General features: G+C 66.0%; 14 protein-coding genes. 4 read left to right on the top strand and 10 right to left on the bottom strand.

Going from position 1 to position 21415, the window contains the following annotated elements:
• Positions 1–2: 2 nt before the first annotated feature.
• The 7 genes from OWC43_RS17640 to OWC43_RS17610 form a co-directional block, all read right to left on the bottom strand.
• A complete protein-coding gene (locus tag OWC43_RS17640) occupies positions 3–1463 on the bottom strand; it encodes a methyl-accepting chemotaxis protein (RefSeq protein ID WP_393957625.1) in 1461 nt (486 codons plus the stop codon).
• Between the two features lie 395 nt (positions 1464–1858).
• Positions 1859–2737, bottom strand: a complete 879-nt coding sequence (locus tag OWC43_RS17635; protein ID WP_137827706.1) for an MBL fold metallo-hydrolase — start codon at positions 2735–2737, stop codon at positions 1859–1861.
• An 80-nt stretch (positions 2738–2817) separates the two neighbouring features.
• Entirely contained in the window at positions 2818–6018 is a 3201-nt protein-coding gene (locus tag OWC43_RS17630; protein ID WP_238308309.1) for an efflux RND transporter permease subunit, read from the bottom strand.
• A 140-nt stretch (positions 6019–6158) separates the two neighbouring features.
• Positions 6159–7304: an efflux RND transporter periplasmic adaptor subunit gene (locus OWC43_RS17625; protein WP_393957624.1), complete on the bottom strand. Its 1146-nt coding sequence runs from the start codon at positions 7302–7304 to the stop codon at positions 6159–6161.
• A 113-nt stretch (positions 7305–7417) separates the two neighbouring features.
• Complete coding sequence (locus tag OWC43_RS17620) at positions 7418–7741, bottom strand: rhodanese-like domain-containing protein (protein WP_137827709.1); 324 nt, start codon at positions 7739–7741, stop codon at positions 7418–7420.
• Between the two features lie 137 nt (positions 7742–7878).
• Positions 7879–9189, bottom strand: coding sequence for a glycosyltransferase family 4 protein (locus tag OWC43_RS17615; protein WP_393957623.1), 1311 nt, complete (start codon positions 9187–9189; stop codon positions 7879–7881).
• A 314-nt stretch (positions 9190–9503) separates the two neighbouring features.
• A complete protein-coding gene (locus OWC43_RS17610; RefSeq protein WP_393957622.1) occupies positions 9504–10034 on the bottom strand; it encodes a hypothetical protein in 531 nt (176 codons plus the stop codon).
• Positions 10035–11250: 1216 nt separating this feature from the next.
• On the opposite strand from OWC43_RS17610, the gene OWC43_RS17605 reads away from it, so the two are divergent.
• The 3 genes from OWC43_RS17605 to OWC43_RS17595 all read left to right on the top strand — a co-directional run bounded on the left by OWC43_RS17605 (position 11251) and on the right by OWC43_RS17595 (position 13494).
• Complete coding sequence (locus OWC43_RS17605; RefSeq protein ID WP_238308306.1) at positions 11251–11499, top strand: hypothetical protein; 249 nt, start codon at positions 11251–11253, stop codon at positions 11497–11499.
• A gap of 47 nt (positions 11500–11546) precedes the next feature.
• On the top strand, positions 11547–11675 hold the full coding sequence (locus OWC43_RS17600; protein WP_281405157.1) for a hypothetical protein: 129 nt from the start codon (positions 11547–11549) through the stop codon (positions 11673–11675).
• Between the two features lie 748 nt (positions 11676–12423).
• Entirely contained in the window at positions 12424–13494 is a 1071-nt protein-coding gene (locus OWC43_RS17595; RefSeq protein ID WP_393957621.1) for a fatty acid desaturase, read from the top strand.
• 187 nt (positions 13495–13681) lie between these two features.
• Here OWC43_RS17595 and fdhF read toward each other — a convergent pair whose 3' ends face one another.
• The 3 genes from fdhF to OWC43_RS17580 all read right to left on the bottom strand — a co-directional run bounded on the left by fdhF (position 13682) and on the right by OWC43_RS17580 (position 18806).
• The gene (gene fdhF, locus OWC43_RS17590) at positions 13682–16651 is read right to left on the bottom strand and encodes a formate dehydrogenase subunit alpha (protein WP_393957620.1); all 2970 of its coding nucleotides are present in this window, start codon (positions 16649–16651) and stop codon (positions 13682–13684) included.
• 64 nt (positions 16652–16715) lie between these two features.
• Positions 16716–18434 carry an NAD(P)H-dependent oxidoreductase subunit E gene (locus OWC43_RS17585; protein WP_393957619.1) on the bottom strand — a complete coding sequence of 573 codons (1719 nt, stop codon included), beginning with the start codon at positions 18432–18434 and terminating at the stop codon, positions 16716–16718.
• Between the two features lie 60 nt (positions 18435–18494).
• Complete coding sequence (locus OWC43_RS17580) at positions 18495–18806, bottom strand: hypothetical protein (protein WP_393957618.1); 312 nt, start codon at positions 18804–18806, stop codon at positions 18495–18497.
• A gap of 895 nt (positions 18807–19701) precedes the next feature.
• Between OWC43_RS17580 and OWC43_RS17575 the strand changes: the two genes are divergently transcribed.
• Positions 19702–20562 carry a transglutaminase family protein gene (locus OWC43_RS17575; RefSeq protein WP_137827714.1) on the top strand — a complete coding sequence of 287 codons (861 nt, stop codon included), beginning with the start codon at positions 19702–19704 and terminating at the stop codon, positions 20560–20562.
• The last annotated feature ends 853 nt before the right edge of the window (positions 20563–21415 follow it).

Here is a 21415-nt window from a genome sequence, read left to right as displayed (position 1 = left end):
GATCAATTGGCCTTCAGGAAGCGCTCGACGCTGCCGCCGAGGCTGGTGGAATGGTCGGCCAGGTTGTCGGCGATGCCGCGCACCGATTCCGCGAATTGCCCCGTGGCGTTGGCCGCCGCCGAGACGCCGCCGATATTGCTCGACATCTCGTGGGTGGACGCCGCCTGTTCCTCCACGGCGCTCGCCATGGCGACGGTCAGGTTCGACAATTCGGATACGGCGGCGGTGATGCCGCCGATGGCGTCGACCGCTTCGCCCGTCGCGCTCTGGATGGCCGCGATCTGCCCGGTGATCTCGCCGGTCGCCCGAGCCGTCTGCTCCGCGAGCGCCTTCACCTCGGTCGCCACCACCGCGAAGCCGCGGCCGGCCGCCCCGGCGCGGGCCGCCTCGATCGTCGCATTCAGCGCCAGAAGGTTGGTCTGGTCGGCGATCGACTTGATCATGGCCACCACCGCATCGACCTTGCGGGCGCTCTCCGCCAGCATCCGCACCGTTGTGTCGGTGGCCTCGGCCTGGCTGGCGATGCGCTTGGCCCGCTCAGACACGCTGCCGACCTGGCCCGAAATCTCCTGAATCGAAGCCGTCATCTGCTCCGAGCCGGCGGCGACGGAGGAGGCACGGTAGCGCGCCTCATCCGCCGAGCGTGTCAGACCCTCGGCGGAACGCTGCATCTCGCCGACCGCCGCGCCGACGGCCTCGACGACGCGTTTCACCTCGGCCGCCATCTGAACTTCCGCCGTCACCACCGCCCAGGTCAGCATCGGCCCGATGTAGCGGCCGTCCGGCCCGTTGATCGCGGACACGCGCAGATCGAGCGTCTCGGGGCCGACCTTGATCTTGGCCCGGTGCGGCAGGCGGCTCGCATCCGCCAGAAGCGAGCGCTGGTGCTGCGGGTTCTTGTGGAACACGTCGAACGACGTGCCCAGCATCTGCGACACCTTGATCGGCAAGTGTTGCTCGATCGAGCCGAGCGTCGTCTGCGAAGTCTTGTTCAGATAGTTGATCTTGAAGGCGTCGTTGGGATCGGCGGTCATGACGGCGATGGGCATGCCGTCGATCATCGTCATGAGCCGGCTGGTCTCGTTCTTCTTGACGGTGATGTCGGCGGCGAACTTGACCACCCGCTCCGGCTTGCCGGAGGCGTCGAGGATCGCGTTGTAGGTCGCCTGCAGCCAAACCCGCCGACCGTTCCGATCCACCCGGGCGAATTCGCCCGACGCGTACTCGCCGCTGCGCAGCCTCGCCCAGAAGGCGGCGTAATCGGCGCTCGCGACGTAATCCGCGTCGCAGAACATCCGGTGATGCTGGCCCAGAATCTCGTCGAGTCGGTAGCCGACCACCGACAGGAAGTTCCGGTTGGCGTTCAGGACCGTCCCGTCCATCGCGAATTCGACGGTGGCGAGCGATCGATCAAGCGCATCGAGCTTTGCCTGTGCTGCATTGTGGACAGACTTTCGAAACATTCGCTTCGCCCCCGCCTCAGCGAACCTTCGTATTCACTGACGAAGTGATCGCCATCCAAGCCAGTACGAGCGTAACCGCCGGCTATTTCTTGGATCCGGTCGATGTCCCTCGCAGGCTCACGAATATTTTATCGCGCAAGTTAACGAGCGGTTAAGAATGATGACGCTGGGCGGAAAAGGAATATTGCATTTTCCGCTAGGTTGCGGCGGCGTTGCGATGACGGTCTTGTCTTGGGGAGAGCGTGGCGCCGTCGGCATCGCCGGGACGGGGCGATGCCGGGATCGGGTGCCGGATCCCGGTATGTTGGACGGCCGGGCCGCCGCTTCGAGATCAGGAGATCCGGGTTCGCCGCGTGGGATCGACAGGCGCGACGGGGCACGCCCCCGCCGCTGCATCATGCACCATGGGGAGCGTGGAGCCGATCCAGCGGCACCGGCGCCGCGTGCGGCCGAGATCCGAGCATCGCGTCGATCAAAGCCAGCACCTCGGTCCGCCCGACATTCGCCGCCGGTTCGAACGGGGTCCAAGTCTGGGTGAAATCGAGTCGTTCGAAGACGTCGCGGTAACGGCGCAATTCGCTCACGGTGAGGGGTACGCCGCGCACGAACGCCTTGTGGGCCGAGATCGTCGTCGCCTTCCGGAAATTCTCGGGATCGAGTTCGAATTTGAGCGCATCGCCGCAGAAGCAGATCTTTCGCTTGCGGTCGAACAGCACGGCGTGGCCGTCGAAGTGACCGGCGGTGCGATGCAGTTCCAGCCCCGGCAAGGGTTCGAGAAAGTCGTCGTAGGGCCAGGAAACCTGAAGTGCCGCGCTCCAGGTAAAGTCGGCGGCCGGCAGGCAGAGCTCCGGATCGAACCGGTCCTGCAACTGGACCAGCGCACCGTAGGAATGGGGATGCGAGGCGGAGAGTACCTTCATTCCGCCGAGCCGCTCGATCTGGTCGAGCGCGTCCGCGCTGAAGACCGGGCAGCCCTCGAAGCCCATATTCCCGTGTTCGGTCTGGACGAGATAGGCGCTCGGGCCGATGCCGGAGACCGGCTCGTTCCAGAACCGCCAGACGCCGGGTTCCAATTCCTGCCAATGGCAGGGAAAGGCTTCCTGCGCCTCGCGCTCGGAGCGGAAGCGCCACCCGTCCTGCGGTACGACGTGGCGCGCATCGAGACACATCGGGCAGGAAGGCGGCGGCGCGAAGTGGCGCTGCCAGAATCCGCAATTGTCGCAGGTATAGGCGGGAAGCTGCAGCGCGCCCGCGAAGGGCAGGTAACCGGGCACGGGCGATCCTGTCCGTGAAAAAGGGAACGGCCGGAAGCTAGGGCTCCCGGCCGTCTTCGCATCCCCTCCGGCGCAAAAGGTCAGCCGTGTGCGGGCGTTCCGTGTGGCTCGGGCGCGTGGTCGCCCGACTTGCCGCGCTTCTTGCCGATCCAGATCACGATCTTGCGGATCACGACGTAGAAGACCGGGGTGAGGAACAGACCGAAGAAGGTCGCTCCGATCATGCCGAAGAACACGGCGGTGCCGAGTGCCTGGCGCATCTCGGCACCGGGACCGGTGGCGATGACGAGCGGCAGCACGCCCAGGATGAAGGCGAAGGCCGTCATCAGGATCGGGCGCAGGCGAAGCCGGCAGGCCTGCACCGCGGCCTCGACCGGCCCCTTGTGCTCGCCCTCCTCGATGTCGTGGGCGAATTCCACGATCAGGATCGCGTTCTTGGCCGCCAAGCCGATCAGCACGATCAGTCCGATCTGGGTCAGGATGTTGTTGTCCTGCCCCCGCAACTGCACCCCGAACAGGGCCGCGAGCACGCCGGTCGGCACCACGAGAAGGATCGCCAGCGGCAAGGCCCAGGATTCGTACTGCGCCGCGAGCACGAGGAAGACGAGGAGCACGCCCAGCGCGAAGACGTAGATGGCGGTGCCGCCCGCGGCCTTCTGCTGATAGGCGATCTCGGTCCAGTCGTAGGCGTAGCCTTCGGGCAGGGCCTGCTTGGCGATCGCCTCCATGGAATCGAGCGCCTGGCCGGTCGAGATGCCGGGTTGCGCCACGCCTTGCACCGGCACCGAGTAGTAGAGGTTGAACCGCTGCACGATCTGCGGGCCGGTGATCTCGCGGATCGAGGCGAGCGTCCCCAACGGCACCAGGGCGCCCGTCGAGGAGCGGACCTTGAGCTGCTCGATGTCGCGTTTCGACATGCGGTAGACCGCATCACCCTGCACGCGCACCTGATAGATGCGGCCCAGCGTGTTGAAGTCGTTGACGTACGTGCCGCCGAGCGCCGCCTGCACCGTCGAGAAGACGTTGGCGAGGGGCACGTTGAGCATGCGGGCGACGGTGCGGTCGATGTCGAGATAGAGCTGGGGCGTGTCGTTGCCGAAGGTCGTGAAGACCCGGGTCACGTCCTTGCTCTGATTGGCCTGACCGATCACCTCGCCGGCGGCGGCCAGCAGCGGGCCGATCGCCGAGGATTGGCGGCTCTCGATCTGCATCTTGAAACCGCCGCCCTGGCCCAGTCCTCGCACCGGTGGAGGCGGGATCACGATGACGCGCGCCTCCTGGATGCCGGAGGTGGCCTTGAGCACGTCGCCGGTGATGACCGCGGCGCTGCGCCCCGCCGCGGCCCGTTCCTTGGCGCCCTTGAGCGTCAGGAACATCACCGCCGCGTTGGTGGTGTTGGTGAAGGTCGCGCCGTCGAAGCCGGCGATGATGACGGTGTTGGTCACGCCATCGACGCCGCGGGCGATCTCGGCGGCCCGGTTCACCACGGCGGTGGTGCGGTCGAGCGAGGAGCCTGCGGGCAGCTGCACAACGCCGATCAGGTAGCCCTGGTCCTGGTCCGGAATGAAGCCCGTGGGCGTGGTCCGGGCGAGGTGCAGGGTTCCGGCGATGACCCCCGCATAGAGGATCAGCATGGCGATGACGCCGATCGCGGTGCTGGTGAGGAACCGGATGGCGTGGCCGTAGCCGTTCGACAGCTTGTCGAAACCGCGATTGAACAGGTCGGCGAGCCAGTTGATGAAGCGGGTGAGGAAGAATTTCGGCTTCTGATGGGCGTGATGCGGCTTGAGCAGCAGCTTGCAGAGGGCGGGCGAGAGCGTCAGCGAGTTGAAGGCCGAGATGATGGTCGAGGCCGCGATCGTGAGCGCGAACTGCTTGTAAAACTGGCCCGAAATGCCGGGGATGAAGGCGGTCGGGATGAACACCGCCGCCAGAACCAGGGCGATGGCGATGACCGCCGAGCCGACCTCGTCCATGGTCTTGTGGGCGGCCTCGCCCGGCGAGAGCCCCTCGGCCATGTTGCGCTCGACGTTCTCCACCACCACGATGGCGTCGTCGACGACGATACCGATGGCGAGCACGAGCCCGAACAGGGTCAGGTTGTTGAGCGAGAAGCCGAGCGCCGACATCACCGCGAAGGTGCCGACCAGCGAGACGGGAATCGCGATGACCGGAATGAGCGCCGTGCGCCAGCTCTGGAGGAACACCAGCACCACGATGACGACGAGGAGGACGGCCTCGAACAGCGTCTTGTAGACCTCGTGGATCGATTCCTCGATGAACTCGGTCGGATTATAGGCGATGCGGTACTCGACGTCCGGCGGGAAGTTCTTCTTCAACTGCTCCATCGTCGCCTTCACGGAGGCGGCGGCGTCGAGGGCGTTGGTGCCCGGCCGCTGGAACGCGCCGATGCCGACCGCGGGCGTCGCGTTGAGGAAGGAGTTCGTGGTGTAGTCCTTCTGGCCCATCTCGACGCGGGCGATGTCGCGCACGCGCACGAGGCGGCCCTGGCTCGCCTTGACGATGACGTCCGCGAACTCCTCCGGCGACTGGAAGCGCCCCTGCGACTGCACCACGAGCTGGAAGGCGGCGCCGGGCGCTGCGGGCGGACCGTTGAGCTGGCCGGCGGCGACCTGGACGTTCTGCTCCTGCAAAGCGGTGGTGACGTCGGTCGTGGTCAGCCCGTAGGCCGCCATCTTCTGGGGATCGAGCCAGATCCGCTCCGCGTACTCGTTGCCGCCGAAGATCGAGATGTCGCCGACGCCATCGAGGCGCAGCATCTCGTCGCGAATGTTGAGGTAGATGTAGTTGGCGAGGTAATTCTGGTCGTAGGTCTTGTTCGGCGAGAGCAGGTGCACGACCAGCATCAGGTCGGGCGAGGCCTTGCGGACGATGACGCCGAGGTTGCGCACGTCCGGCGGAAGGCGCGGCTGGGCGACCGAGAGACGGTTCTGCACCAGCACGTTGGCGATATCGAGGTTGGTGCCGACCTTGAAGGTGACGGTGAGCAGCATCGCGCCGTCGTTGGTCGACAGCGACGTCATGTAGAGCATGTTGTCGACGCCGTTGATCTCCTGCTCGAGGGGCGTCGCGATGGTCGCCGCCACCGTTTCGGCGTTGGCGCCGGGGAAGCTCGCACGCACCGTCACGGTCGGCGGCACGATCTCGGGATATTGCGAGACGGGCAGCTTCTCGTAGGCGACGAAGCCGATGATCAGGAAGATGATCGACGTCACCGAAGCGAAGATCGGCCGGTCGACGAAGAAGTGAGCGAAACGCATCGGTCAAACCTCTGGCCGCCGGGAAGCGCGCGTCACGCGCCCGCGGGCGGCTTGCCGTCCTCGTCCAGGCCGGCGCCGGTCGGCGTCGACACGAATTTTTTCTCCGCTGCCCACGCCCCTCAACGCGGAACGGCGCTTCGTCAGCCCTTGGTCGGCGGCAGCTGCGTCGTCTCGGGCTTGACCTGGGCGCCGGGGCGGACCTTGGCGACGCCGTTGATCACCACGCTCTCGTCCCCCTTCAGACCCTCGCGGACGACGCGATAGCCATCGACCAGCGGGCCGAGCTTGACGGTCTTGGCCGCGACCTTGTCGCCCTCGCCGAGCACGTAGACGATGCGCTTGTCCTGGTTGGCCGAGACCGCCTCGTCGGGGATCAGGATGCCCTGGTAGGGCTTGGTCGCCGGCATCGAGACGATGCCGAACAGGCCCGGCTTGATGAAACCGTCGGGATTCTCGACGGTCGCGCGCAGCAGCACCGTGCCGGTGGCGTTGTCGACGCGGTTGTCGACAAAGTCGAGCGTGCCCTTGCGGGTCGGCTTCTCTTCGCCCGAGAGCGCGATCCGGATCGGCGCGCCCTTGCCGCGCTGGGTCTGGCCCATGCCGATCCCCAGCGTGCCCTGGTATTTCAGGAACGACTTCTCATCGACCGTGTAGCCGAAATAGATCGGGTCGAGGGACACGATCGTGGTCAGCATGGTCTGATCGGTGATGACGATGTTGCCCTCGGTGACGAGACGCTGGCTGATGCGTCCGTTGACCGGGGATTTCACCTCGGTGAAGTCGTAGTTGAGTTGGGCGTTGCGCAGCGCCGCCTCCGCGCTGTCCACATCGGCCTGCGCGGTCTGCGATGCTTGGCGGCGCTGGTCGGTGACCTGCTCGGAGATGTTGCCGCCCTTCGAGAGCACTTGCGCGCGTTCCAGATCGGTCTGGGTGAAGGCGAGCCGGGCCTTGGCCGAGGTGAGCGCGGCCTGGGCCTGCTCCAGGGCCGCCTTGTAGGGGCGACGGTCGATGAGGAAGAGCACGTCGCCCTTCTTCACGTTGGCGCCGTCCTGGAACAGGATCTTGTCGAGATAGCCGGTGACGCGCGCCCGGACCTCGACGAACTCGATCGGATCGAAGCGGCCGGTATATTGATCCTGCTCGACGATCTCCTTCACGACGGGCTTGGCCACGGTCACGCCCGGAGGTGGCGCACCGGGAGCCTGCGCAGCGGCACCGCCGGGGCCCATCAGGGCGGCGGCGATCAGCGGCGAGAGGAGAAGGAGAGGCCGGAGGCTGCGCATCATTCGGTTCCCTGCACGTCGCGGCCTAATCCGTGCGGTGAAGGATCGGGCGTGCGCTCGCGCACATGCCATTCACTTTTCGTTCATCGATCAGCGTATCCGGACCGATAAGGACGTCATGCCTCAACCGGTTCGCCGGCGGCGTACCAGTCCTTGAAGGCGCCGGCATAATGTTCGGTGATGTCGAGCCCCGCGCCCTGGGCCGCGGCAAGCGCATTCACCGAGCGGACGCCGGAGGCGCAGGAGAAGACCGGCCGTCGGCCATCCGCCTCGACCAGGGCCTTGAGGGCATCCGGGTCGAACGTCGAGAGCGGAAACGAGACCGAGCCCGGGATGTGGCCACGGGCAAATTCGTAATCCTCCCGCACGTCGATGAGAAGCATCGAGCCATCCGCGAGGCCCCGCTTGACCGTATCCCGGTCGAGATCGACCACCGTCATCGCAGCAAGACTTTCGAGAAAAGGACAGCGCCGCACCGGCTGCGAGGCGCCGATGCACGCAATCAGGAGAAGAGGACCGACTTCTAGAGCCGATCCCGGCTCGGTGGCAATCATAGGGGAGCGCCGACGGCTCCCCCTCATCCTTCGGGCAGCGTGGCGAGCGCGGCCTCGGCCCGCTCGAAATGCGCCGCCCAGGTCGGTGCCGCGTAACCGGTGAGCCGCCCACGCAACTCCGCCCGCAATCGCGAGCCGGGCTCCGCGAGCGCGCGCACGGCGTGCATCCAGCCGGGTCCGTCGAGGGGATCGAGGAAATGGGCGAAATCTCCGCCGATCTCCCGGTGGACCGGGATGTCGGAGGCGACCACCGGCAGGCCGCTCGCCGCCGCCTCGACCACCGGCAGCCCATAACCCTCGATGAAGGAGGGCATCAGCAGGGCCGTGGCCTCCCGCATCAGCCGGGCGAGGCCGTGGGTGGTGAGGCCGACAACCTCGGTGACATGCGCGCGGATCGCCGGGCAGCGATCGAGCATGTCCGCGACATTCTCGATTTCCCAGCCGCGCCGACCCACGAGAACGAGGCGCGGAGTCTCGTCTCCCAGTCGCTCGGCAAGGTCGCGCCAGAGATTGAGAAGCAGGAGGTGGTTCTTGCGCGGCTCGATGGTGCCGCAGACGAGGAAGAACGGGCGACGGACCGGCCCCGCTTCATCCGCTGCGGCCGAAAAGATGGGCTCCACACCGAGCGGCGCCACCGTCAGCGGCTTGCGACCTAGACCGCGCGACACCGCGTGACGGGAGAACCGCTCGCCGACATCGGCGGAGTTGACGATGACATGGGCAGCATGGCGCGCGACCGTCTCCATGCGGATCTCGTGCCGCATCGCCTCACCGGGACGCCCGTATTCGGGGTGCGAGATCGGGATCAGGTCGTGGACGAAGAAGACCGGCTGCACGTCGCGTCGGCCGTAGAGCCAATCGAAACGGCCCGGCCGGTCGAGCCGAAGATGCGAGGTGTGCAGGTAGATCGTTCCCTGCGGCAGGCGGTCCGGTCCGGCGGCGCGCCAGGCGCGCAGAGCCGTCTCGGCCTGAACACGACGGCGGTGCCAGGAGGCTGCCCGCTTCTCCTTCGGCCGCCTCCCCTGCCCGAACCGGGCGGCATCTCCGCCTTCGAGATGATCGCTGAGGGCGCGATAGACCGGATCGTCCTCCGCCGCGACATCCTCGACCCAGCCGGCCGCCACAGCCTCGACGATCGACAGGGCCGCATCGCGTTCGAGAATTTTCGGGCCGAATTCCGTGGAAACGAGGCCGAACCGGTCGCTGCCCCCTCCGGCGTGGCCGAGCATGTGCCGGGCATAGGCGAGATCGACCCGGTCGATCCCGGTCGGACTACTGTGGCGCAGGCGGGTGATGAGGCGGGTCAGGTCAACGGCGACGGGGCGCGCGGGCATGGGGTCTCGGGGCTCGACCGTCGATGAAACCGGCGATGCCGTGCCGAACCGCTTCAGGGTCGATCCCGGCCTGCTCCCGAAGGAGCCCGGAAGCACCCCTTAAAGCGCTTTGCAATGATAGGCGACCGTTCACCGATGCCGTCGCATCCACCCGCCGTCTCGGATGACCGGTCGGCACGCTCCGCACCGGGCCCGGCCCTCGGACGTTGCCGGCGACCGGGGACGCGATCCGGAGAAACCGATGCCGGTTCGTCTCATCGCGCGACACGCCTCCAGGGGTGGACCACCGTCCCGGCGCATTCAATCGAATACGGCTAGTGTCGTATCGACTTCGCCGGTTGCGAACGGCTCGCGATTTCTCGGGCGACTTCGAGGAGAACGACGTCCACGAGATCGCGCAGCTTGGGATTTCCGCTCGCGTCGATGGCCCGCCGGGCTGCGATCAGCAAATCCGCCGCCTCGTCGATGGCCGCTCCGGCGACGTCATCGGGGAAGCCGAGCAGCGCGCGGGCCTCGGCCCCGATTTCGGCGGCGTCCAGAAGGGTCCCCTCCCCCCGAACGGTTCGACCGAGCGGATCGCGCAGGATCCGGCCGCGGCACAACAGCCGTCGCGGGCGCGACGGACCGGCAGCGCGCAACTCGATCAGGACATCGTCCCCTTCTGCCTCTGCCCGGCGCAACTCCCCGAGGAAGCGCTCGACATCCGCTTCCTCGAGCCCGGCCGTAGCCCGCTCGCAGGACAACGGATCACCGGCCAATCCGGGATCGCCTGCCAACAGAGCGGCCGCGCCCCCGTCAAGGACGAAGCGGCCCGAGAAGGGATCCCATTCCCAGGTCCCCACCACGCCCGTTTCGGCCAGGGTTCTGACGAGCCCCGGTGTCGCGCTGGGTGCTGCAACACTGCGTCTTCGTTTCACGTTCGGTCCCCCCGCGCAGCATGCGTCAGGAATATGAAAATCGGAAGCCCGGGCCGCACCGCATACGGTTCGGTTCCTCAAGGAGCCTTATTCGACCTGACGTCATCAGCTTGGCAACTCCAAGTCTCTGTTTTGACGCGCCCCCCATGCAACGAAAAAGGCGATGCCGCAGCATGGGGCGTTTGGTTTGATCGTTCTCCGATCTATTCGGTTCCTTTCACGGTACGTTCGAACGGGCGCATCGACGTTTTCTACGCCTGACATGCGGACCATATGCCGACGGCTCTGGTCTTGAGCGCAGATCGCAGCATTCGCGGCGCTCATCCCCGGCGTTCCCGCTGGAGGATCGAAGGAACGCCAACGGGCGGACCCGTGGTGGGTGCAGGAAGTGTGGCTCCGCGGCGGAGCAGCGTCAGGCACCGCGGACCGTCTCCGATTCCCCAAGACGATATCAGCCCGGCCCGCAAACGTGTCGGTGTTTCGGCTCGAGATGCAAGGTCTCCTGACCGTTCCCGCGAAACGACATCCGACCGCGCGTTGGCGGACAACGGAATGGGCTCGCCAGCATGGTCTGTCCGATCACCGTCCGGCGACAAAAAATGTTCGCCGTTGCGGGCGTCGGTCGCGGAGCGCCACCGATCCGCGGTGGGTCGTCTGCACCGATCCGGGTCGCATGGCCATGTTGTTGATCGAAGGATCTTGGCCGGATCTGCGAGGAATACGTGTTGAAACCGAATTCTGGCGCGCAAATTGTGTCGCTGATCCTGTTTGCGTGCTCGAAGATGCTGATCCGCGATAGGCATCGACCAGTCACTGCAGAGTCCCGATCTCTACTCAATGCGCCGTCGTTGCCAGGGTGAGCACCGGGCTCGCGGCGCGAAACACTCTTCGGTCTCTATCCTGGATTGTATCCGCGGTTCAAGTCCGCGGCGATCCTTTGCATGCGTTCTCGTCTGAGATCGACCATGCGGGCGGCCCGGCAATCCATAAGATCGCAAAAATCGGCGCAATATTCAGCGCGTCGGGACGGCTATCTTTTTCCAAAAGAAAGGCGCAAGTTCAGATCACCGTCGGAAGAGCGACCTTCAGGCTCCGATGGCTGAGGGCGCATGATGTCCCCGCCTGGATGAAACAGGCGGAGATCATGACGAATATTATTCAGCTGAAAGATTACGACGGCGCCTCGTCGGCGTACCGGCTCTACGATGTCGGTCGGACCGGCCGCGAGGGCGCCGGGCGCACGCTTCGGGCACGAACCGACACCGAAGCGAAGGCGCTCGCCCTCAAGCTGCTCGGCGATCATCCGATCGAACTCTGGGACCGGACGCGCTTCATCGCCCGCTACTGGCCCGGCAACCTTCCGATGGCGATCTCGATCGAGGCCCGTCACTGATCGCGCCTCGCACACCGTCCCGACACCGCTGAACGAGGAGTCTTACGATGGCCAACGAGAAGAAGCGCGGCAACCGCGAGACGAAGAAGCCGAAGAAGACGGTGCCGAAAGTCATTGCCGCCGCCCCCTCGACCAAGGACATGGTTTCGGCCGCGATACGATCCGCCAACCGTTAAGGCGCAACCGACCTTCGTATCCGCATGCTGGGCTGCTCTCTTTCGAGGGCCGAAGCATGTGGCTAGGCTGCTCGATGCTGGACCCCGGCGATCGCCATTGTCGTCGTCGCTGAGGGCGGACGGGGCGACCGTTCGCCTCATCCGGGTCGGGCAGCCGCACCCATGGCGGAGAGGCCGAGCGTGCGACCCGAGCCAGGGCTGGGCAAAGGCCATCATCGGACCCGCCCCTGTGCTGAGCTCGTTGTCGATCTTCAGCGCCCAACCAAAACGATGCTTCTGAGACTTGATATCGAAGGAAAATCCCGCATCCGCTCGATTCACCGATGGTGAGGACCGCGATCCGAGCGGGATCTATCGGTTACCGCTTCTCGTTGAGCAGAGCGCTGCTGATCGTTCGCTCGCCCCGTTGCGCGTGTATCGGGGCATGAGGCCTGCGGTGGGCCAAGTCCGGACATTGCCTCTGTCGCTTGCCTTCACACGGGTCGTTCTTTCGCCTACCGCCGTATGGCAGGCGTCGTCGAACGACTTCCATCGACGCTTCCCGCGGTTCCGTTTCCGACTTAGCATTGAGGGTGGGGTAGCCCATGGGGTCCCGCACGCGTGAGACGGTTCGACCTGAACGTCGATGAATGAGCCGCCCGATCCTCACGCGTGGAACGGTGGTGGACCACCCGCATCATGCGATCGGCCTGCCCGTCCGCATGCCCCGCCTTCCGAAGGCCTTTGACGGACAGGATTGCCGCCCATCGTGACCGACACACCCAGAACCTCGCCCACGCTGGGCTGGGATGCGGCCTCTCGCTCGGAGATCACACAGCTGGCGCGCGACATCGCTCGGCACTGCGCCGCGTTCCGCGAGCCGATCCCCCGGCTCGCCCTTCGGCAGGTGGCCGACACGCTGCTTCCCTACCTGATCCTCTGTGCCCTCATGCTGGGCGCGGCGGCGAACGGCTACGAATGGCGCGCTTTGCCGCTGGCAATCCCGGCGGGTGGGCTGCTGGTCAGACTCTTCATCATCCAGCACGATTGCGGGCACGGGTCGTTCCTGCCCTCGCGCCGCGGCAATGACGGGCTTGGCCGCGTCCTGAGCCTGTTGACGGTCACGCCTTACGACAGCTGGAAGCGGGCCCACGCCCTGCATCATGCCACGACCGGCGATCTCAGCCGGCGCGGCACGGGCGATGTCCATACCTTGACCGTGCGCGAGTATCTCGCCCTGCCGCGTTCGGCGCGGATGCGGTATCGCCTTTACCGAAACCCGTTCATCCTGATCGTGATCGGTTCACCCCTCAACTTCCTCCTGTTGCAGCGTCTGCCGACCGGTGTCGGGCTCCCGTGGCGGACGGCGTGGCGCGATGTGATCGCGCTCGATGCCGCGCTTCTCGCCGCCCTGGGGCTGCTGGCGCTCGCCATCGGCAGTGTCGGGCCGGTGCTCTGGGTGTTCCTACCGGTGATCAGCGTCGCCGCCTGGATCGGGGGCTGGTTGTTCTACGTCCAGCACCAGTACGAGGAGATGGTCTGGGAGGAGGCGGAGGCCTGGGACTTCCACCGCGCGGCGCTCGGGGGCAGCTCGTACTATGCCTTACCGCGGGTGCTTCAGTGGTTCACGGGCAATGTCGGTCTGCACCACGTCCACCATCTCAACAGCCGCATCCCGAATTACCGCCTTCAGGAATGTCTCGACGGACATGAAGTGCTCGGGCGGGTGGGTCGCCTGACGTTGCGGGACAGCCTGAATTGCCTGAGGCTCGCCCTCTGGGACGAAAAGGCTCGGAAAATGATTGGTTTCGCGGATCTGCGACACCATCAACCCGCCTGACCGGCGGCAGCGTCTGTGCATTCGGGGCGGTGCGGCGCCCGTTCCATTCGGGCATGGCGTCCGGCAACCGCGACCCGGCTGCGGACTCGTCTCGGTCGATACACGATGCGCCACGCGCAAGCCGAGGCACGCCGCACGTTTGAAGCGGGCGGTGCGTCTCGATGCACCGCCCGCCTTCACGCCTCGATCATTCGGCCGCCATCGGCGTGGCCTCCACGGGGGCAACCCGCGCCGCGCAGAACTTGAACTCGGGGATCTTGCCGAGCGGGTCGAGGGCCGGATTGGTCAGGAGGTTGGCCGCAGCCTCGGCGTAGCAGAAGGGCATGAAGATCATGCCCGCCGGCACGTCCCGGTCGGAGCGGACCTTCAGCTCGACGGCGCCGCGGCGCGTCTCCAGCCGCATCGCGTCGCCGGGACGCAGGCCGAGGCGGTAGAGTTCCTTCGGCGCCATGAAGGCCACCGCTTCGGGCTCCAGCGCATCGAGCACCCCGGCGCGCCGAGTCATCGAGCCGGTGTGCCAATGCTCCAGCACGCGGCCGGTCGAGAGGACCATCGGATACTCGGCGTCCGGCACCTCGTCCGGCGGGACGATCGCCGCGGGGACGATCTTGGCGCGACCGCTCTCGGTCGGGAAACCGGCGTAGAAGATGATCTCGTTGCCAGGCTGATCCGGGGCATCGACCGGGTAGGTCACCGCCCCCTCGCGCTCCAGACGCTCCCAGGTGATGTTATTGAGAGACGGCATCACCCGCGCCATCTCGGCGAAGATGTCGGCCGGCCCCGTATAGGTCCAGTCGAGGCCGAGGCGCTTGGCCAGTTCCTGGATGATCCACCAATCCTGGCGTGCGTCGCCGGGGGGCGCGACCACCGGCTGGGCGATCTGCACGCGCCGGTCGGTGTTGGTGAAGGTGCCGGCTTTCTCGGCGAAGGCGGAGGCCGGCAGCACCACGTCGGCGTGGAAGGCGGTTTCGGTCAGGAACAGATCCTGCACCACGAGGTGGTCGAGCATCGCCAGGGCGTGGCGGGCATGGTTGAGGTCGGGATCGGACATCGCCGGGTTCTCGCCCTCGACGAACATGCCCTTGATCTCGCCCGCATGGATCGCGCGCATGATCTCGACGACCGTGAGACCCCGCTGCGGATCGAGGGACTGACCCCAGAACTCCTCGAACAGCTCGCGCACCGCATCCTTCTCGACCGATTGATAGTCCGGATAGACCATCGGGATCAGGCCGGCGTCGGAGGCGCCCTGAACGTTGTTCTGGCCGCGCAGCGGGTGCAGGCCGGTGCCCGGCCGGCCGATCTGGCCGGTGATGAGGGCGAGCGCGATCAGGCAGCGCGAGTTGTCGGTGCCGTGGACGTGCTGGCTGACGCCCATGCCCCAGAAGATGATCGAGGACTTGGCCCGGGCGTAGAGCCGCGCCACCTCGCGCAGGGTCTCGGCGTCGATGCCGCAGACCGGCGCCATCTTCTCCGGGGTGAAGTCGACGATCTTCTCCTTCAACGCCTCGAAGTTCTCGGTATAGCCGGCGATGTACTGCTCGTCGTAGAGCTTCTCCTCGACGATGACGTTCAGCATCGCGTTGAGCATCGCCACGTCGGTGCCATTGCGGAATGCGAGGTGCTTGTAGGCGTGGCGCGACAGCGTCTGCCGCCGCGGGTCCATGATGATCAGCTTGGCGCCGCGCTGCTTGACCGCGTTCTTCAGGAAGGTCGCGGCGACCGGATGGTTCACGGTCGGGTTGGCGCCGATGACGACGATCACCTCCGCGTCGAGGGCCGCCGAGAACGGCGCGGTCACGGCGCCGGAATTGAGACCTTCCATCAGGGCCGCCACCGACGAGGCGTGGCACAGCCGGGTGCAGTGATCGACATTGTTGGTGCCGAAGCCGAGGCGCACGAGCTTCTGGAAGAGATAGGCCTCCTCGTTCGAGCCCTTGGCCGAGCCGAAGCCCGCGAGCGCCTTGCGCCCGTCGGTGTCACGGATCCGCTTGAGGCCACCCGCGGCGCGGTCGAGCGCCTCTTCCCAGGTCGCCTCGCGGAAATGGGTCCAGGGATTGGCCGGATCGACCTGATCGTTGGCGTCCTTCGGCACGTTCTCCAGGCGGATCAGCGGCACCGTCAGGCGATGGGGGTGGTGGACGTAGTCGAAGCCGAAGCGGCCCTTCACGCAGAGCCGATTGTGGTTGGCCGGGCCGTTGACGCCCTCGGCGTAGACGATCTTCTCGTCCTTGACCTTGTAGGAGACTTGGCAGCCGACGCCGCAATAGGGGCAGAGCGACTTCACTTCGCGGTCGGGATAGACCGTCCGGGTCTGGTTCGCATCGAGATAGGCCGAGGGCATCAGCGCACCCGTCGGGCAGGCCTGAACGCACTCACCGCAGGCGACGCAGGTCGAGGCGCCCATCGGATCGTCGAAGTCGAACACGACCTTGGCGTCCGCCGAGCGGTAGGCCATGCCGATGACGTCGTTGACTTGGACTTCGCGGCAGGCACGGACGCAGAGATTGCACTGGATGCAGGCGTCGAGGTTGACGCTCATGGCCGGGTGGCTGACATCGCTCGACCAGCGCTCGGCGGCTGGGAAGCGGCTCTCGCTGACGTCGAGGTAATCGGCCTGGACCCAGAAATGCGACGACGGGTCGTGCGAGGTCTCGCGCTCGGGCTGATCGGCCACGAGCAGTTCCAGCACCATGGCGCGGGCCTTGGTGGCACGCTCCGTCGCCGTCTTCACCTTCATGCCGATGGCCGGCGTGCGCTTGCACGAGGCGGCGAGCACCCGCTCACCCTCGATCTCGACCATGCAGGCGCGGCAATTGCCGTCCGGGCGGTAGCCGGGCTCGGGCTTGTGGCAGAGATGCGGGATATGCGTGCCGAGGCGCTTCGAGACCGCCCAGATGGTCTCGCCGGGCTGTGCCTCGACCTGTTGGCCGTCGAGTTCGAACGTGATGGTCGCGGGCGCGACCGGGGCGTCCTTCAGGCCGAAGGTGCCCGTGGGTTCGGGCGCGGCCTGGCCGCCGGCCTTGGCGCCCTGCGAGTAGGCGCCGCCGGAACCCGGCTGCGGGCCGCCCACCGGACCGCCGGCATCCTGCCGGCCGCTGGCGCGTATCTCGGGCCGCTCGGTCTTGTCGCCGCGCACTTCGGGGCCGTTGCTCATGCGTCCGCTCCAGGCTCTGGCTTCGTCGGGGGCGTCGGGTTCGGGAGGAGGCTCGGGTCGGGCGTCATTCGGCCGCCACGGCCCGCGGCTCCGGGAAGAGGTCCGGAAAATACTTGATCACGGAGCTGACCGGGTTCGAGGCCGCCTGTCCGAGACCGCAGATCGAGGCGTCGCGCATGCACTGCGCGAGGTCGCCGAGAAGCTCGGTGTCCCACACGCCGTTCTCCATCAGCATGCGGGCCTTCTGGGTGCCCGAGCGGCAGGGCGTGCACTGGCCGCAGGATTCGTCCTCGAAGAACCGCATCAGGTTCAACGCGGCGCCGCGCACGTCGTCATGATCGGACAGGACCACGACCGCGGCCGAACCGATGAAGCAGCCGTATTTCTCCAGCGTGCCGAAATCGAGCGGGATGTCGTTCATGGAAGCCGGCAGGATGCCGCCCGACGCGCCGCCCGGCAGGTAGGCCGCGAAGCTGTGGCCCTCGCTCATGCCGCCGCAATACTCGTCGATCAGTTCCTGGATGGTCAGGCCCGCGGGGGCGAGCTTCACGCCCGGCTCCTTCACGCGGCCGGAGACCGAGTAGGAGCGCAGGCCGACCCGGCCGTTGCGGCCGTGGCTCTTCCACCAATCGGCGCCGCGCTCGATCAGGTCGCGCACCCAGAACAGGGTCTCGATGTTGTTGATCAGCGTCGGGCGGTTGAACAGGCCGACCTGGAACGGGAACGGCGGCTTGTGCCGCGGCAGGCCGCGCTTGCCTTCCAGCGACTCGATCAGCGAGGATTCCTCGCCGCAGATATAGGCCCCCGCGCCGCGGCGCAGGTGGATGCGCGTGCCACCCTCGGGGAGCTTGGCGATCTCGCGGGTCAGGATCTCGCGGGAGATCGGGTACTCGTCGCGCAGATAGATGTAGACGTCGGTCGCCTCGACCACGTGGGCACCGATCAGCATGCCTTCCAGGAAGCGGTGCGGATCGGTGTTCAGGTAGAGCTGATCCTTGAAGGTGCCGGGTTCGCCCTCGTCGCCGTTGACCGCCATCAGCCGCGGGCCGGGCTCGCCGCGCACGGAGCGCCACTTGCGGCCGGTGGGGAAGCCGGCGCCGCCGAGGCCGCGCAGGCCGCCATCGTCGAGGACCTTCAGGACGTCGTCGACCGGGAGTGCGCCGCCGCGCAGCCGCTCCAGGGTCGCGTAGCCGCCGCCGGCCCGGTAGGCGTCGTAATCGACGTAAGTGGGAATATGGGCGTGGGTGTCCTCGGCCTCGACCGCGGCGCGGACGGAGGCGAGATCGGCCTTGTGGAGGAAGTTGTGACCGACCTCGACCGCCGGGGCATGGTCGCACAGGCCGACGCAGGGCGCGCGCACGACGCGGACGGCGTCGGACGCCAGTTCGCGCTGCAGCGTCTCGACCAGCTCGTCCGCGCCGAACATCGCGCAGGTGATGCTGTCGCAGACCCGAACGGTGAGGCGCGGGATGTTGGCCTCACCCTCCTTCACCACGTCGAAATGCGCGTAGAACGTCGCGGTCTCGAACACCTCGGCGAAGGCGAGGCTCATCTCGTCGGCGAGCGCGGCCAGATGGTCGGCGCTGATCTGGCCGTAGGTGTCCTGGATCAGATGCAGGTGCTCGATCAGCAGATCGCGCTGGCGCGAGCGCGTGCCGAGCAGATCCTCGATCTCGACCTTGGCCTGCGGATCGACCTGACGGCCCTTCGGCACGGCGCGGGCGACGTTGCGGCCACGGCCCGGATGCGCAAAGCGCCGGACAGTTCCCGTATCCTCACTCATGGCGCGACCTGTGTTCCAGCTTGAAGGAGCGAACGGACGTGATGGTTGCGAGGGGCGTGGCTACTGGCCACCGAATGCCCGCAACGGCTGCCCGGCTTCCGAGCGATGTCGGGTCGTAACCGTGGCCGAAGTCTCGTCGAGCGACGCGATCCGGGGGCCGACCACGGCGTCGAGGTCCGTCTCGAACGCGTCGAGCGCGGCGTTCAAGCGCTCGAGCCGATCAGTGCCCGAGACCGCATCCGTTCCGGCACCGATGGCTGACAACAAGGCTTCTCGCACCTTGCTGATCAGTTCCTCCGTGAGCGGCGGCTTGGCTTCGGCGGCGTAAGCATCCGCCGCAGCGCTCGCCAGTCGGCTGGCATCCATGGACATGCCTACCCGGACACCTGAAGGAGGAACCTGCGCATTTCAAACCCGTTCATGCAACACCTGAGGTCCAGGCGATATAATGCAGGTCATATGTCGAATTGTCATTATATCAAATTGCATCTGAGGCATACCCCGCCAGCGTCTCGCGCATCCTATGTCCGGCGGCGGTTTTCCTGAGATCGTCTATTTTGCTATACTCAAATATATACATAAGAAATAACGAGAAGGCTGTCGTTGCAGCGCACTGTGCGTGCCTATTTTGTTTGTATCGAATTGTAAGTGGTGGCCTATCGCTCGGATTGAGCCGGAATTGTCGATATTTTGGAGTCCATTTGACAATTTGCAATGTCTTGACAGGTAAGTATCGAAAAGGATGGTGCAATCATTGTTGCGCCTTCGCGAATCGCAAGTATTGAAATATTCCACAGCCGCTTTCGGCGTAATAAACCACGATATCTTATTGTGTATTTGGGCTCACAATCGAGGACTCATCGCAAGGATTCGGGGGTGAGCCGCGTGTGATGCCTGGAGCGCCGCACAAGCATCACGCCTGGTCGAAGAAGAGAGCTCAATGTGGGTGCTGAGGTATTCAAGCCTCAGCGATTCGAGAACTGGTACAATTTGAGAGGTTACGGCAACATTTTTCACGTTCCGTTGTCGAGATACTGAATTGGTCGCCGTCGAAGCGGATCAATGTCATCAGCAGGAACGTGACAGACGTTTCGCACCGGCCTGGCGCCGATCACCGCGCGCCCCAGAATGGCGGGCGGCTTTCACCGGCCCGCGCAGAGGCGACGTGAGCGCGGCATGAGGCGTCGAGCGCCCTTCGATCGAACGGGTCCGGCGAGGCTCGATCTTTGCTAAACCCTCGGTAGGTCCATATCGGGGGAACCAGAGAATGCGGTTCAAGCTCGGCTGCAGCCTTGCCTACGAGATCAAAGCGCCCACGACCTTCATCTTCAACGTGGAGGTCGCCCATCTGAAGAGCCTCGCGATCCACAGCGAGACACTGACGCTCAGCCCCGATCTCAAGCGCGAGGTGTACGTCACCCCCGATCTCAAGAATCGCTACCTCGGCGTGAATGCCGGGATCGGTCCCTTCTCGGTCGAGTACAACGCCGAGGTCGAACTTGCGGTCGTGCGGGCCGATCCGGAGACGATCCGAGAGACCCCGGTGGCGGAATTGCCCATCGACATTCTTCCCTTCCTGCTGCCGAGCCGCTTCGTCTCCTCCGACCGCCTGACGCCCTTTGCCCTGGCTGAGTTCGGGCATCTCCCCAAGGGCCACAAGCGGGTGAACGCGATCTGCAACTGGATCCACGACAACATCGCCTATCAGCGGGGCGCCAGCGACGGTGAGACGACCGCCGATGAGAGCCTGCTCAAGCGGGCAGGCGTGTGCCGGGACTTTGCGCATATCGGAACGGCCTTCTGCCGTGCGCTCGGGATCCCGGCTCGCTTCGTCAGTTGCTATGCCTATGGCCTGGTCCCGCGCGACTTCCACGCCGTGTTCGAGGCCTATCTCGACGGGCGCTGGTGGCTGTTCGACGCGACGCGGCAAGCGCATCTGGACGGGCTGGTGCGTATCGGCATCGGGCGCGACGCGGCCGAGATCGCCTTCGCGACGCCCTTCGGCGAGATGGAGCCGACCGGCATGGAGATTCGGATCGACCGTGCCGATGGCGGCCCGGAGCCGACCGAGCGCACGATCGACGCCATCTCGACGGAGGAGCCTGCGCCGCATGCAGGAGCTGTCTGACGGATGGGCCGGGAGCGATGATGCGTCCCTCGATCTCGGCGTGGGCCGGCATCGCCTGATCTGATCGTCGCAATGGACAACCCAGAGGCGAGCCTCTGGGGCACAATCGTGGATCTGCTGCCGATCGCGCGGCAGCGGTTCATCTCGGGAGGGGGTTCCTACGCCTCGTCCAGCGCAACAGAACTGCGACGGGGCCGGAGAGCCGGACAACGATCCTGCGCCGCTGGCCAGACACGATCGGCACGCCCACCCCATGCAACGCGAAGTAGCCGTATCGTCCCGAGCGGTACCTCGGCGCTGCGAATTCGGCCGCTCTTCAATCTGATCGCGTCGGCGTTGCTCAGGATGCTGCCCAGGTGAGAATCAGCAGCCCACCCAGAAACATTCCGTAGGTAGCCAGGAGAGCCGAGATTTCACGGTGCTGCAGAATGAGGGTGCGGGACGCGGACATCATGGGTCAGGGCCAAGCGCTGGATTGCCGGCGCAGTGAATAGCGAATTCCTTGCGGCTTTGGAGGCGGACTGACTACTCACCGCAACGAAATGGTTGGTGTTGCGCGGCTGTGACTCTTCGAACGGCATGCCGGAAGCCGGCGAGGAGTCGCAAGCCGTTCGACCATTGCAGAACAACCGCCCTGCCCCCATTTCGAGATCATGCCGATCGCGACTCCGTCGCTGGATCGGCCGCGGCCACGATGCCGGAACGCGGGTGACGCCGGATGTACGCGCACCTTTGTTTCGACGCCCGTGGCCGCTTTCTTTTCGCCATCGCGCCGGTTGCGCCATTTTGGGCTCCCACGCTGAGGCCGCCCGTAGACGGGTTCGCCCCGTTCTGCGCGATCACCGCCCCTACC

Source organism: Methylorubrum sp. POS3 (genome assembly GCF_043352485.1).
GTDB lineage: Bacteria > Pseudomonadota > Alphaproteobacteria > Rhizobiales > Beijerinckiaceae > Methylobacterium > Methylobacterium suomiense.
Note: the sequence above shows the minus strand (reverse complement) of the source record. Positions and strands in the feature narration are given on the sequence as shown.

Bases quoted from the DNA above. Each gene is read 5' to 3' on its own strand.
- OWC43_RS17615 (WP_393957623.1), bottom strand. From the start codon at position 9,189: ATGCCCGCGCGCCCCGTCGCCGTTGACCTGACCCGCCTCATCACCCGC.
- OWC43_RS17640 (WP_393957625.1), bottom strand. From the start codon at position 1,463: ATGTTTCGAAAGTCTGTCCACAATGCAGCACAGGCAAAGCTCGATGCG.
- OWC43_RS17605 (WP_238308306.1), top strand. From the start codon at position 11,251: ATGACGAATATTATTCAGCTGAAAGATTACGACGGCGCCTCGTCGGCG.
- OWC43_RS17585 (WP_393957619.1), bottom strand. From the start codon at position 18,434: ATGAGTGAGGATACGGGAACTGTCCGGCGCTTTGCGCATCCGGGCCGT.
- OWC43_RS17620 (WP_137827709.1), bottom strand. From the start codon at position 7,741: ATGACGGTGGTCGATCTCGACCGGGATACGGTCAAGCGGGGCCTCGCG.
- OWC43_RS17580 (WP_393957618.1), bottom strand. From the start codon at position 18,806: ATGTCCATGGATGCCAGCCGACTGGCGAGCGCTGCGGCGGATGCTTAC.
- fdhF (WP_393957620.1), bottom strand. From the start codon at position 16,651: ATGAGCAACGGCCCCGAAGTGCGCGGCGACAAGACCGAGCGGCCCGAG.
- OWC43_RS17630 (WP_238308309.1), bottom strand. From the start codon at position 6,018: ATGCGTTTCGCTCACTTCTTCGTCGACCGGCCGATCTTCGCTTCGGTG.
- OWC43_RS17600 (WP_281405157.1), top strand. From the start codon at position 11,547: ATGGCCAACGAGAAGAAGCGCGGCAACCGCGAGACGAAGAAGCCGAAG.
- OWC43_RS17575 (WP_137827714.1), top strand. From the start codon at position 19,702: ATGCGGTTCAAGCTCGGCTGCAGCCTTGCCTACGAGATCAAAGCGCCC.
- OWC43_RS17625 (WP_393957624.1), bottom strand. From the start codon at position 7,304: ATGATGCGCAGCCTCCGGCCTCTCCTTCTCCTCTCGCCGCTGATCGCC.